This window comes from Neobacillus sp. DY30 (assembly GCF_030123065.1).
Lineage (GTDB): Bacteria > Bacillota > Bacilli > Bacillales > Cytobacillaceae > Neobacillus.
Genome location: NZ_CP126093.1, coordinates 1,620,054 through 1,634,307 on the forward strand (window position 1 = coordinate 1,620,054; position 14,254 = coordinate 1,634,307).

General features: G+C 36.8%; 11 protein-coding genes. 10 read left to right on the top strand and 1 reads right to left on the bottom strand.

All coding sequences use genetic code 11. The features are described from left to right. Window positions 1-74: 74 nt before the first annotated feature. From QNH29_RS07965 to QNH29_RS07995, 7 genes are all read left to right on the top strand, one after another. Window positions 75-1,250, top strand: coding sequence for an LL-diaminopimelate aminotransferase (locus QNH29_RS07965; RefSeq protein ID WP_283864280.1), 1,176 nt, complete (start codon window positions 75-77; stop codon window positions 1,248-1,250). Window positions 1,251-1,358: 108 nt separating this feature from the next. Next, a complete protein-coding gene (locus QNH29_RS07970) occupies window positions 1,359-1,808 on the top strand; it encodes an SRPBCC family protein (RefSeq protein WP_283864281.1) in 450 nt (149 codons plus the stop codon). 140 nt (window positions 1,809-1,948) lie between these two features. Continuing rightward, the gene (ppc, locus tag QNH29_RS07975; RefSeq protein WP_283864282.1) at window positions 1,949-4,711 is read left to right on the top strand and encodes a phosphoenolpyruvate carboxylase; all 2,763 of its coding nucleotides are present in this window, start codon (window positions 1,949-1,951) and stop codon (window positions 4,709-4,711) included. 245 nt (window positions 4,712-4,956) lie between these two features. Further along, complete coding sequence (adhE, locus tag QNH29_RS07980; protein WP_283864283.1) at window positions 4,957-7,557, top strand: bifunctional acetaldehyde-CoA/alcohol dehydrogenase; 2,601 nt, start codon at window positions 4,957-4,959, stop codon at window positions 7,555-7,557. Window positions 7,558-7,772: 215 nt separating this feature from the next. Continuing rightward, a complete protein-coding gene (locus QNH29_RS07985) occupies window positions 7,773-9,407 on the top strand; it encodes a long-chain-fatty-acid--CoA ligase (protein ID WP_283864284.1) in 1,635 nt (544 codons plus the stop codon). A gap of 125 nt (window positions 9,408-9,532) precedes the next feature. Then, window positions 9,533-10,216, top strand: coding sequence for a hypothetical protein (locus QNH29_RS07990; protein ID WP_283864285.1), 684 nt, complete (start codon window positions 9,533-9,535; stop codon window positions 10,214-10,216). A gap of 18 nt (window positions 10,217-10,234) precedes the next feature. Continuing rightward, window positions 10,235-10,810, top strand: a complete 576-nt coding sequence (locus QNH29_RS07995; RefSeq protein WP_283864286.1) for a hypothetical protein — start codon at window positions 10,235-10,237, stop codon at window positions 10,808-10,810. A gap of 29 nt (window positions 10,811-10,839) precedes the next feature. Here the strand turns inward: QNH29_RS07995 and QNH29_RS08000 are convergent, their stop codons facing one another. Continuing rightward, window positions 10,840-11,619 carry an alpha/beta fold hydrolase gene (locus tag QNH29_RS08000; RefSeq protein ID WP_283864287.1) on the bottom strand — a complete coding sequence of 260 codons (780 nt, stop codon included), beginning with the start codon at window positions 11,617-11,619 and terminating at the stop codon, window positions 10,840-10,842. Window positions 11,620-11,768: 149 nt separating this feature from the next. Between QNH29_RS08000 and phaQ the strand changes: the two genes are divergently transcribed. The 3 genes from phaQ (at window position 11,769) to QNH29_RS08015 (ending at window position 14,235) form a co-directional block, all read left to right on the top strand. Continuing rightward, window positions 11,769-12,206 carry a poly-beta-hydroxybutyrate-responsive repressor gene (phaQ, locus tag QNH29_RS08005; RefSeq protein WP_283864288.1) on the top strand — a complete coding sequence of 146 codons (438 nt, stop codon included), beginning with the start codon at window positions 11,769-11,771 and terminating at the stop codon, window positions 12,204-12,206. Beyond that, window positions 12,187-12,801, top strand: coding sequence for a hypothetical protein (locus QNH29_RS08010; protein ID WP_283864289.1), 615 nt, complete (start codon window positions 12,187-12,189; stop codon window positions 12,799-12,801). The genes phaQ and QNH29_RS08010 overlap by 20 nt, the downstream gene beginning before the upstream one ends. Before the next feature lie 267 nt (window positions 12,802-13,068). Beyond that, window positions 13,069-14,235, top strand: a complete 1,167-nt coding sequence (locus tag QNH29_RS08015) for a C40 family peptidase (protein ID WP_283864290.1) — start codon at window positions 13,069-13,071, stop codon at window positions 14,233-14,235. The last annotated feature ends 19 nt before the right edge of the window (window positions 14,236-14,254 follow it).

Consider the following 14,254-nt stretch of genomic DNA (forward strand, 5'->3'; position numbering starts at 1 on the left):
TAGATAAAATTTTGCTAAAATGTATCAATAAACTAAACATATTGGGTTATGTAAATGATAAAGGGGTACAATCTATGAATCTTGTTGCTTCAACTAAAGTTCAAAAATTATCAGCAAGTATATTTCAAGAAGTAGCCGATCTTAAGCGGCAAGCAATAGACAGGGGTCAGGATTTTATAGATCTCAGTGTAGGGAGTCCAGATTTACCGCCGCCTGCCTTTGTTGTAGAAGAGCTTATAAAATCTGCAAGTAACCCAGCTAATTACGGATATACACTAAAGGGTATACCGGAATTTCATAACGCAGTTTCTTTCTTTTATAAACAGCGTTACGCAGCTGAGATTGATCCAGAAAAAGAGGTACTCCAATTAATGGGATCACAGGATGGTCTTGCGCATCTTGCAACCGCAATCATTAATCCAGGTGATTATGTATTAGTACCGGATCCTGGTTATCCTATTTACGAAGCTAGTGTTACCATTGCCGGCGGTGTGCTGTACCCTATGCCGTTAACAGCAGAAAATAACTTTTTGCCTGTTTTGGATGATATTCCTCTGAATGTCTTGGAAAATGCCAAAATGATGATCCTTAGTTATCCGGGTAATCCTGTAACAGCATTGGCCAATAGAAGCTTTTTCGAAAAGGTGATTGATTTTGCGAAGTGTCACAATATTTTAGTTGTTCATGATTTTGCTTACTCTGAATTAATCTATGATAATCACCCGCAAATAAGTTTTATGTCGGTTCCGGGGGCAAAGGAGGTTGGGATTGAATTTAATTCCTTATCCAAGACCTTTAATTTGGCTGGCTGCCGGATTGGATATGCAGTTGGCAATGAACAAGCAATAAATATCCTCGGAACCTTTAAGTCACAAATTGATTATGGTGTGTTTTATCCTATCCAAAAAGCAGCTGTCGCTGCGCTTACATCTGATTTCACGCTATTGCAAGAGCAGGTGAAAGAGTACGAATTTCGTAGAAATACCCTTATAGACAGACTAGAAAAAAGCGGATGGCAGTTAGCCAAGTCCCCTGCAACGATGTTTCTTTGGGCCAAAATCCCTTCCGGATGGAAATCAAGACAATTTGCCTTTGATTTAATCAATCATGCCGGGGTAGCTGTAATCCCTGGTGACGCGTTCGGAAAACAAGGCGAAGGATATGTCCGGATTGCATTAGTACAGCCCCCAGAGAGACTGTCAGAAGCAGCAGCACGTATACATGAATTCTTGGTTGAATACGCTCACTAAGATATCAGCAAATTCAATCTTCTATAAAGACACTAGAAATCATATATATTAGAAAAAGACCTTCATCTTTGAAGGTCTTTTACATTTTAAATGAAAGAGGGATATCAAATGCCTAGCGAAAAGCAACAAATAGAATTAGCTATCCCGATAAATGTGATTTGGGATTTCATAAGGGATGCGAACAATTGGGCACCACTTGTGCCAGGATATATTAAACATGAGCAAATTACTGACAATATAATAACATGGGAATTTAAAAGTGACCTTGGCATAATGAAAAAAAAGGTAAGTTTAGTTATTGATATTAAAGAATGGAATGAGCCAAATAGGGTAAGCTTTGAGTTAAGACGTACCAATGAAAAATATATTGGTGAAGGTTATTTTGAAGCACATGCAGTGAATCAGAATAAAACATTGTTGACTGGGTTCCTCGAAATAAATGCAAGTGGTGCATTAGGTTCTCTGGCAAATTCACTTTTTAAAAATGCGATTCCGAAATCATCGGAAGAAGCGGCAGCAGCCATTTCCTCTAAGTTGGAAGAATTTAACCAAAAATAAAGGTAAAGTCCAGCAATCCGATGATCCATTCGGATTGTTTTTTTTAATAATTAAAAAATTTTTTAACATGAGGCACAAAGTTATGTTATATTAATAAATAAAAAATTTAGTAAATTTACTAGTACAGGGAGGGTGAAAGCATGAGTACAGATTTAAAGGTGAATGATAGCAGTCTTCCACTTCGCCGCGATGTAAAATTACTAGGTCAAATTCTTGGAGAGATCCTAGTCAGCCATGGCGGGAATGAGCTATTCGATAAAGTTGAAAAAATTAGACTGATGTGTAAAACACTTAGAACTCATTTTGATAACGAAATCTATTCCGAATTAAAGGAAGAAATTACAAACCTTAGCAGCCCAATGAGAAAGCAGGTAATTCGTGCATTCTCAATGTATTTTCACTTGATAAATATAGCTGAACAAAATCACCGTATTCGCAGGAGACGACAATATCAACTAGAGGATGATTCAATTGTTCAGCCGGATTCGATTGAAAGTGCGATTCTCTCTTTAAAGGAAAATAATATAAATGAAGAAATGATTCAAGAGGTATTAAACAAATTATCTCTTGAGCTGGTCATTACAGCACATCCGACAGAGGCAGCGAAGCGTTCAATATTAGAAATACAACAGCGTATCGCGGTAATCTTGAAGAAACTGGACTACCCTTTAATAACAAAAAGAGAGCGCAGCAAGCTTGAAGAGAGTCTGTTTAATGAAGTAGCAATTCTCTGGCAGACAGATGAACTGCGCCACAATAAGCCAACGGTACTGGATGAAGTAAGGAACGGGCTGTATTATTTTGATCAGACACTATTTGAAGTCCTTCCAGAAATCCATCGTGAAGTAGAGCTTTGCTTAGAAAAGAACTACTCCGATACAAAATGGGATGTCCCGAATTTCCTTAGATTCGGTTCATGGATAGGTGGAGACCGGGATGGCAACCCAAACGTAACTCCGGAGGTTACATGGGAGACGTTACATAAGCAGCGAAAGCTTGTCTTAAAGAAATACAAAAATGTCTTAGTTGATCTTATGAAACGTTATAGCCATTCCACTACCCGAGTAGAAGTCAGTGATGAATTAGTCCAATCCTTAGAGGTGGAAGAGGACAAGTATCTTACTGATGATAAGAAATGGCCTGTTGAAGGGGAAGTATACCGCCGAAAATTTGCTATTATTATCGAACGATTGAAACAAGTGGGTAAATCAGATTTAGGTTATCATTCTTCTGAAGAATTACTAGAAGATTTATATGTAGTGAAAAGAAGTTTAAATAACCATCATCCTGTAGCACATGAATTAAAAACAATCCAAAAGCTAATCCGTCAAGTACAACTCTTCGGTTTCCATTTAGCCACACTTGACATTCGTAATCATAGTGGCGAGCATGAGGCAGCTATTTCAGAGATTTTACGAAAAGTGCAAATTACCGATAATTATGCTCAGCTTTCAGAGGATGAAAAAGTAAAAATTCTCGAAAATATTCTAATGGACCCTCGACCGCTTCTATTATTAAACGAAGATTATACACCGGAAACACAGCAAATGATACAGGTGTTTCAGATGATTAAAAATGCCCATAAAGAATATGGAAAACGTTCAATATCTGTTTACCTTGTAAGTATGACAAGATCAGCGAGTGACTTACTTGAAGTGCTGGTTCTGGCAAAAGAAGCTGGAATTTATAGACTCCATACAGATGGGACAGTTGAAAGCCAATTAAATGTTGCCCCGCTGCTAGAAACGATAGATGATTTAACTGCAGGTCCTAAAATTATGGAAACATTGTTCCAAATGCCTGTCTATCGCAATCACTTAAAAGTAATGAATGACCAGCAGGAGATCATGCTCGGATATTCAGACGGCAGTAAAGACGGCGGTACTTTAACAGCTAACTGGAAGCTCTATAAAGCTCAGCTTGAAATTCATGAAATGGCAAACAAATATCATATTGGATTAAAGTTTTTCCATGGCCGAGGCGGATCGCTTGGGCGAGGAGGCGGCCCGTTAAACAAAAGCCTGCTTTCACAGCCTGCCGAAACGATTGGTGATGGAGTGAAAATTACTGAGCAGGGTGAAGTCCTATCTTCCCGCTATTTGCTTGAAGACATTGCTTATAGAAGTTTAGAACAAGCCACTTCAACACTATTGCTCGCAACAGCTCATGTTTCTAAAGAGGCAGAACCTGGGGATTTGAGAGATGAATGTTGGGAATCTGCCATTGAAGAGATTTCAGACGCAGCACTTAAAAAATATCAATCGCTTGTCTTTGGAGACGCAGACTTTTTAACCTACTTTAATGAAGCAACACCATTAAGGGAACTTGGTGACTTAAACATCGGTTCAAGACCGATGAGCAGAAAAAATCGCGGTCGTTTCGAAGATTTAAGAGCTATTCCATGGGTGTTTGCCTGGACACAAAGCAGGCAGCTCCTACCAGCTTGGTATGCTGCAGGAACTGGATTAGAGAGTTATGCATTAAAAGGTGAACAAAATTTACAACAATTACAGAAAATGTACGAAAATTGGCCATTTTTCCGATCCACAATTGATAATCTTCAAATGGCTTTGATGAAAGCAGATATCACAACAGCCAAAGAATATTTATTATTAGTTGAAGATCAAAAAATTGCTGAGCGGATATTCACTAATATTCTTGAAGAATATGAAAGAACAAAAGCAATTCTTCTCAAAATTACAGGGGATAAAGAATTACTTGATCATACCCCAAACATTAAAGACTCAGTCTACCGTCGGAATCCATATGTCGATCCATTAAACTTCTTACAAGTAGAATTAATTAAGGAATTAAGAAGTCAAAATGAACCATCTGAAGAATTATTAACTGAGGTACTACTAACGATTAGTGGAATCTCAGCAGGGTTACGTAATACTGGTTGATATGTCTAAAAGCTCCTCTCCCATCCTGGTGAGGAGCCTTTTTTGTTTTTTGGGGTGAAAGGAGGTTTGAACATTCTGTGAAATATTAAAAAATGAATGAATATTCATTCGTTTTTTGGCGTAATTCGACAAATTCCGCATCGTTCAACATGATATATTTTAGCCAGAAAAGATAAAAGAATTAATGGCTGAATTAAAAAAGAAAAGACAATCCTGCTTGAAAAGATTGATTTGGAGGGATCGATATGGCGGTGGAAGAAAAAGTTGTACAAGAAAAACAAAATGTAATGGCAATGATCGATATTTTGGCTAAAAATGCTTCTAAGGCATTAGCAGAATTTCGCTGTTACAATCAAGAAATGGTGGACGAAATCGTTAAGCAAATGGCTTATAAAGCACTGAATCATCATAAAGACTTGGCAAAACTGGCAGTGGAAGAAACAAGAAGGGGAGTTTATGAAGACAAAGTTTTCAAAAATATGTTTGCGACCGAGTTTATCTACAACAATATACGAGATTTAAAAACAGTTGGAGTAATTAGTGAAAACGTGAATGAAGGCATGGTAGAGATCGCCGAGCCAGTGGGAGTCATAGCTGGAGTTATACCTATAACGAATCCAACATCAACTGTGATTTTTAAATCATTAATATCACTAAAAACAAGGAACCCAATTATCTTTGCCTTTCCAAAATATGCCCAGAGGTGCTGTGTCGAAAGTGCAAAAATTCTTAGGGAAGCTGCTATTAAGGCTGGTGCACCTGAGAATTGTATACAATGGATTGATATTCCTTCTCATGAAGCTTTTCAACTATTAATGAAGCATCCAAAGATTGCTCTGATTTTAGCTACAGGGGGGCCAAGTTTAGTTAAAGCAGCTTATAGCTCAGGAAAACCTGCGCTTGGTGTTGGGGCGGGCAATGTTCCTTGTTATATTGAGAAGACTGCCAATATTAAACGTGCTGTAAACGACATTATTTTATCAAAAACTTTTGACAACGGAATGATTTGTGCTTCTGAACAGGCACTTATCATCGACCATGAGGTCTATGAAGAAGTAAAAAGGGAAATGATCGAAAATCATTGTTATTTCTTAAATAATGAAGAAAAACAATTGCTTGAAAAAGCAGTAATAGATGGAAAAAGTTCTTCATTAAATCCGATGATTGTCGGATTGCCTGCCTATATGAATGCAAAGATGGCAGGTTTTAATGTCCCTGCGAATACGAAAATATTAATTGCTGAATTAAAAGGTGTTGGTCCAAAATTTCCTCTATCTTGTGAAAAATTGAGTCCTATTCTAGCATGCTATAAGGTAAATAGTTTTGCAGAAGGGCTAATTATTGCTGAGGAAACACTTGAATACGGTGGGCTGGGACACTCTGCGGCCATTCATTCAGCCAATCAGAATGTGATTGATACCTTTGCCCTTCGTATGAAGGCAGGAAGAATAATTGTTAACACACCGTCAACCCATGGTGCGATTGGTGATATCTATAACACATCATTACCGTCCTTAACGATTGGGTGCGGTACATATGGAGGAAACTCTGTGTCTCAAAACGTAGGAGCAGCAAATTTAATTAATATTAAGAAGGTTGCAAAAAGGAGAAATATGACACAGTGGTTTAAAATTCCATCACAAGTATTTTTTGAAAGGAATTCGATTCAGGTGCTTGCTGGCATTCCCGGTATCTCAAAAGTGTTTATTGTAACAAGTAAAAGTCAAATGAATAATGGCTCGATTGAAAAAGTGCTTTATCAATTAAAAAAACATCCAAGTAATATTCAATATGAAGTTTTATATGATATTGAAGCAGAGCCAGATATTGAAAGTGTTAAGAATGGTGCTGAAAGGATGCAGAAATTCCAGCCTGATTGTCTCATTGCACTAGGAGGCGGCTCCGTAATGGATGCAGCAAAAGCAATGTGGCTTTTCTATGAACATCCAGAAGCAGATTTTAATAGCTTAAAGCAAAAATTCTTTGATCCTAGTAAAAGAGTGGTTAAATTTCCTGCGCTTCGTGGCAAAGCAATCTTTGTTGCCATTCCGACCACATCTGGAACAGGTTCTGAAGTCACTTCCTTTTCAGTGATTTCAGATAAAAAGTCAAATATTAAATATCCGTTGGCTGATTTTCAATTAACACCAGATTTAGCAATTGTTGATCCACAGTTTGTCATGACCGTCCCAAAACATGTAACCGCAGATACTGGGATGGATGTTTTAACACATGCCATAGAAGCATATGTTTCCGTGTTAGCCAATGATTTTACCGATGGGTTAGCATTGAAAGCAATCCAGTTAGTCTTTGCATATTTACCAAGGGTTTACCGAGACGGTAATGATGAACTGGCAAGGGAAAAAATGCATAATGCCTCAACAATTGCAGGAATGGCTTTTGCTAACTCATTTTTGGGAATTAATCATAGCTTGGCACATGCACTAGGTGCTGAATTCAACATTCCTCATGGTCGTGCCAATGCCATTTTATTACCTCATGTCATTCGTTACAATGCAGCGAAGCCAAATAAATTCATGACATACCCTAAATATGAACACTTTATTGCTGACCAGCGTTATGCAGAGATTGCCAGAATGTTAGGTTTAGCTGCAGACACAACTGAAGCTGGTGTTGAGAGTTTAATATACGCAATTAGAGGTTTAATGAAGGAATTGGAATTGCCGATTAGCATTGAAGAAATAGGGATTAGTGAGAAAGAATTGGAAAAAAAAATAAATATCCTTGCGGAACATGCCTTCGACGATCAGGATACGATTGCAAATCCAAAACAGCCGCTTGTAACAGAGCTGGCGAATATTTATCGACAGGCGTACAAAGCTTAGTAGATTTCGAATTTTATGTGAACAAGAATGAGACTTTCGACAAAAACCCTCAATCTTCTCAAGATATCCTACCACTATCAAGGTTTAGACACTGTAACTATTAGTAATAAATTGAAAAAATGTGGAATATTGTCGATTTGGCAACGTTTACAAAAAACTCTTTTAAACCAATAATTTAAGTGGATGAAAACTTGATAGGAAATGGAGGAGATTGTATGGTTTATTCGCAAAAGCCATGGTTAAAGTTTTACGATCCAAGGATTAGTAAGGATGTTTCAGTAGACTACGATTCTTTATACGATCTTTTGAAGCAGGCGGCAATCATCCATGGTGACAAACCAGCTCTTACTTTTTATAAACGAGCTTGGAGTTACAAAGAAACAAGAGCAATTTCAGACTTCCTGGCTGTGTCCCTGTACCGAATTGGATTTCAAAAGGGAGATAGGATGGGGATAATGCTGCCTAACTGCCCGCATTATATCTTCAGTTTATTTGCAGTATTCAGGTTGGGAGGTATTGCGGTTCAAGTAAACCCCATGTACGTAGAAAGGGAAATTGAATATGCCCTAAATGATTCTGAAGCTGGCTATATGGTAGTTTTTGAAGCATTCTATCAAAGAGTAAAAGAAGTTCAACTAAGAACTTCATTGAAAAAAATTATAGTCGTAGGATTTGGTGGAAGCAGGATTAATCTTGCAGAAGGTGATATTTACTTTGATGACTTTCTTACTCATGATAACGTAATTCCTGAAATCCCGATTAACATCGAAGAAGATGTCGCTATTTTGCAATATACAGGTGGAACCACAGGTGTTTCTAAAGGTGTTATGCTTACCCACCAGAACTTGCTGGCTAATATTATACAAGTCTGTGATTTTACTTATAATGCAGTTGATGAGAAACCAGAAAATTTTAAGATTATCAGCGTCCTTCCAATGTTTCATGTCTATGGTTTGTCATGCAACGCACTTTCAGGTATCCGAATTGGGTGTAATCAATTGATTCTCCCTCGTTTCGATGTGAATGAACTACTTGAGTTAATCAATCGGGAAAAGCCATTCCAGCTGACCGCGGTTCCTACTATGATATTTGCACTAAATAGTCACCCCCTCTTAGAAGATAGCTCAATTAAAGACATATATTATCTTAGCAGCGGCGGTGCTCCACTGCCAGTTGAACAAGTAAAGATTTTAGAAAAACGTGTAGGTATAAGACTTGCTGATGGCTATGGACTGTCAGAAACAGCTCCGTCCGCTATTTCTACACCACCATTTCTTCCACGTAAATTAGGCAGTGTAGGCATTCCTTTACCAGGTACTGAAGCAAGAATCGTGAAGGAGACAGAAGATGGATATGTAAATGTTCCGGTTGGTGAAGCAGGTGAATTAATACTTCGCGGTCCTCAGGTTATGAAGGGCTACTGGAAGCGTCCAAGTGAAACACAAATGGTCATAAAAAACGGATGGCTCTTTACTGGAGATATCGCCAAGATGGATGAGGATGGTTATTTTTTTATCTTAGACCGGAAAAAAGACATGATTATTGCAAGCGGATACAATGTGTACCCTCGCGAAATCGAGGAAATTATTTATCAGCATGAAGCGGTCGAGGAAGTAATAGTCGTTGGAAAACATGATTCTTATAGAGGAGAAACAGTAAAGGCTTATGTAAAATTAAAAAGTGGTGCAGCTATTACACCACAGGAATTAATAGAATACTCCATGCAATTTTTAGCTCCATTTAAAGTGCCGAAAGAAATTGAAATTCTATCTGAACTTCCTAAATCATCTGTTGGAAAGCTGTTAAGAAGAATGCTGCGGCAGGATGAAAATCAAAAGGTTCATTCATAAGAAATCCTCTATTTATATACTTCTTAGAACACATCGAGAATCCTTCCAAGAACTTATCAAGAAATCTTTCTTAATAAATAACATAGTTTCAACCGACAAAAAGAAGAAAAGGAGTAATGATTGAAATGACTGAAAAAAAAGAGGAGTCACAAAAGACGACTAAAAGAAAACGAAATACTGTTGAAAATAATACAGGTGAAAATAATGGTAATGAGGCAGTAACAAATGAAGGTATAGAAACAAAGGAACAAGAACAGTTTTCAAGCTTGGACATTTTTTGGAAGCAAGCATTTAGTGAGTTAGATCAGTGGGCTAAGCACGCTGATTTTCGTGATGATGTGTTTTTGAAGGAGGCTAAGTATTTTGCAGAATGCCTTAAACGAAATCAAGAAAATATTAATTCTGTCAGGGAACAGTTCAAAAAAGAATTTCAAAATTGGGAGAGAACTGCGAGAGAGGAAATTTTAATGTCTACGACGGTCATTCAGCATATTTTCCCTAAAAAATCGTATGAGGAGATTAATGAGCAAATTGATCAAATTCAAAAAAGAACGGCTTCCGTTTTAAGTACCCCGCTGCAAATGGCTTTAAATAATGAAACAATGGTTCAATACTTTGACATGATTGAACAATATATTGCTGTTCGGAAGAATGGAAGGAAACTTTATATTAAAACATTAAAACAAGCAGCAAGCTTAATTTATGAGAGCCAAAAAGGGTTTGTTAATCTTTTTACGAATCCATTTAAATCGGTCATGTTCCCTTTAAATAAATATCTTGAGAAAGCAGAAGAGGTCACAAAATCATAACTTTGAGGATGATGAAAAATGGCAAAAGAAAAAATCTATGATCCATTCGAAGGCTTTAAACAATTTAGCGAAATATGGACTGGTATAATGAATATTCCAACCAAAAGGGATATTGCAAATGTTGCAAACCTATCCATTCAATCAGAAGGAAAAATCGATAATTTAGAAGAACTTATTTGGAAGTTCCAGGAAAATATTGGCTCATTAAATAAAGAGAACCTAGAATTATTTCAAGAAATGGTTAAGATGGTTAAACAAATGCAGCTTGAGTTTAAAAATACTGTCCACGAAGTAACCGAATTGAAAAAAATGAAAGATGATTTCGATGAGTTACGGAAAGCCCTTGTTGACATAAAAATTATCCAAGTCAATCTTCGGGATATAAGGGAGGAACTTGAGGATATAAAAGAATCACAAAATAAAATGAAGCACCTTGATGAGCAGAAAACCATTCTCTCTGATTTACAGGAAGTTAAACTTGGATTAAGTCAATTAGTGGAAATAAAAAATGAAATAGCTTCCTTAAAGGGGCTTGTGGGAAAAGAAAGCGCGAAAGGAAAGAGGATAGAAAAGGATTTAATTACAACTGTTTAAGCCAATATATGTTATAGCGGGAAGGATTCCTATCCTCCCGCTATACGGTTTAAGAATTTCCTAATAAGAAGATTAAACCGTGATGTTGCTTCTAATTTTGCTAAATGTCCCGAGTTTCTTAAAATTATAAAATTTGAATGAGGAATCATCTTATGCATACAGTATTGAATCCATACAGGTAAGACGGAGTCATACTGACAACCGATAATAAGCGTTGGTACTTTAATCGTTGGTAACAAAGAAATATTATTAACTTGGAAACAAGCATTTAAAGATTTTAAAAAGATGTCGCGCTTCGGCTGAAAATAACGTTTAAAATGATTGAGATTTTCCTCTGACCAGGAATATAGGCTCATATGTGCAGCTGTTTCTTTTATGGCGTCATCTGTTGCTGCGACACTCAGCCTGAGCTTCTTAAATTCGAATAACGGTGTTCTAATGATTTTAGGGAAAAAGTGGAATGTACTTATCAACATGAGAGAACGAACTAGATGGGGGGCTTGACGGTATATTTCTTGGGCAACTGCCCCGCCCATTGACAAGCCTAGAATGTGAGCGTTTTCAATTTTTAACTCGTTTAATAATGCAATAATATCTGAAGCGAAATTTGGAATGGTTATTCCTTCCGTTTTGGTACATTGACCATGTCCACGTAAATCAGGAATAATTAATTCACACTGATCAGCTAATTCAAATTGGGACTGCCATCCTTCCTTCACTTCGCCTAATCCATGAATCAAAACTAATGGATTGCCATTACCAAAATGTAGATAGGGCATCCCCAACATACTCACTTTTGATTGTTTCAAATTGACACCACCTTCAATTTATTAATTACTTTATTTCTAAGTTACGAAAATTGTAAACGTGATGTTACACCATATAATAACATGTATTTGTCAAGTTGACAAAATATTACTGATAGGTGTAAAATACATATAGGTGAGGTGATATAGAAATGGTAAATCAAGACAATCAGTCTGTCAATCCTTCAAAAAATTTTGTTCTGCCATTTATTCTATTACTTCTTAGCAGGATGTCTCTTCACGGATATGAGCTAAGCCAGAAATTACAAGCTTTTGGTTTTAAAACGATTGACCAGGGTAATCTCTACAGACTGTTAAGACAGCTCGAAAAGGAAGAACTAGTATCGTCCGAATGGGATACAAATGGCAGCGGTCCTGCCAAAAGAAGATATTCCATTACCACAGCTGGTATTACATACTTAAAAGGCTATGCCCATCAACTAGAATCGTACCAATCGATGCTAGACCAATTCTTCAAAATGTATTCAAGTTTCCTTGAGCTCTATATTCCTTCATTTTCAAAGAGGGATCCGATAGAGAAAGTAAACAGTAAAAAGAGGAGGAAGGACGATGGCACAGAAAAAGAGTGAAAATATTCAAGCTATTGAAGAAAAGATGATTTCAGCAGCAGAAGAACTTAAAAGTGAAGGTTTATTTGTAAATACATTCTGGAATCAGTATGAGCAATCACTTGAGCGGGCTAGACAGCTACGGGAAAACCGTGAAGATGCTTATGTTAATGCACTTAGAGAAGTCATCAAGTTTAACAAACAATATAGGAAATCTATAGCTAATCTTTTCGAACAGACTAAAAAAACTAACAAAGAAGTTGTTTTTGGTTTCATGCAGCAAATGAATACTCGCAGAGAACAACTTATGAAAGACGAACAAAGAATCGAAGCAGAAATGATGAATGAAAGGGAGGAGCTAAAAGAGCAGCTTAAAGAGGTATCTCAACAATTGGAAAACCTTGCGCTTACTCCCATCAAATCTGTTTTCCATATTATTGACCAATTAGAGGATAATTTCGAAAAGAGCACAGAAGCTAATATTGCTTATGGCCGCGAACGCCGTAATGCTTGGCAGCAAGTTACAAACGAGTATGTTAAATTGGCTAGAAATACACATCATGAAATTGTAAATCGAGGAAAAAATAGTGTCAAAGAGCTTTTAAAAGTACAGTAATAATAGAAAAACATTAGCAGACCAATTCTCCCTCTGATTGGCCTGCTTTTTCATGTTAATCAATGAACATTAAATATTGAAATATAAACTTAATATTACTATTATTGAATTGACACCATTTGATGCTATACTTCTACATGCAATTGAATAGGATAAAAATGGGTATAAAGGATTACCTATGGTAATTTGCTTAACTGCTAAATTGCCAATTACATAGAAAGACCAAAAACGGTGTCTATTGGAGATTGAGGGAAGCAGGGGAATAAATTGAAAAAGAAGATTATGGCATTTTGTACAATAATCACGTTCGGAAGCCCAACTGTATTACTTCAAGTAGAAGCAGAAGAAATTAATAACAAGCAAATAATTGACGAGCAGCGTTCAAAAATTCAATTAGAAATTTTAAAAGGAAATGTGGAGCTTAACCAAGTAAAAGATGAAATTGAAAAAATTAATGAACAAATCAGGCGAATAGAGCAAGCGATAAATGATAATAATCTAATAATTCTTGAAACGGAGAAAAAAATTAGCGATTCTCAATTAGAGATACAGAGACTAGAAGAAGAAATTGTCATGCTAAATGAAAAAGTAGGCAAGCGTAATGAAATCTTAAAAAAGCGTGCACTTACATTTCAAGAAAATGGAGGCCAAGTAAACTATCTTGATGTTCTGCTAGGTTCCTCAAGTTTTAAGGACTTTGTGGATCGAGTGGGAGCCGTAGCCTCATTTGTCGAGGCAGACCAAAATATTATTAAACAACACGAAGCTGATAAAGAGGAGATAGAAACAAAGCAAGCCCAAGTAAAAGATAAATTAGTAGAGCTTCAGAGTTTGAAAGTGGAATTAGAAGGAATGCAATCGCTAATTCTAGAACAAAAGCAACAAAACGAAAGATTAAGAGCAGAGGCAAAGATAAAAGAGCAGGTTACACTTTCTGAACAGGCAGGTTTAATGCAGCAGGATTATGCACTTTCATCTATGTATGATTTAAGTGAAATAGATACAAATCAAATCATGAATGACTCGTTATTGTTAACAAACGATACCGTAAAAAACCTAATTACCCATGGTTTAAAATATATAGGAAATTCGGTTTATGTATTTGGCGGCGGGCGAAATGATTATGATATTGTAAATGGAAGATTTGATTGTTCAGCTTTTGTCAGCTGGGCATTTAATCAGGTTGATATCAAGATAGGGGCAAGTACAGAAGTTTTGAAAAATACAGGAACTCCTGTCAGTGTGGAAGAAATGCTGCCTGGAGACCTTGTCTTTTTTGACACCTATAAGAAAGATGGCCATGTGGGCATTTATTTAGGTGGAGGGAAATTCTTAGGTTCACAAAGTTCAACAGGTGTGGCAATAGCTGATATGACAAATGGTTATTGGTTAGAGAAATTCAATGGACGTGTTAATCGCATCATTTCACAATAAGGCAGCGAGGCTGCATAGC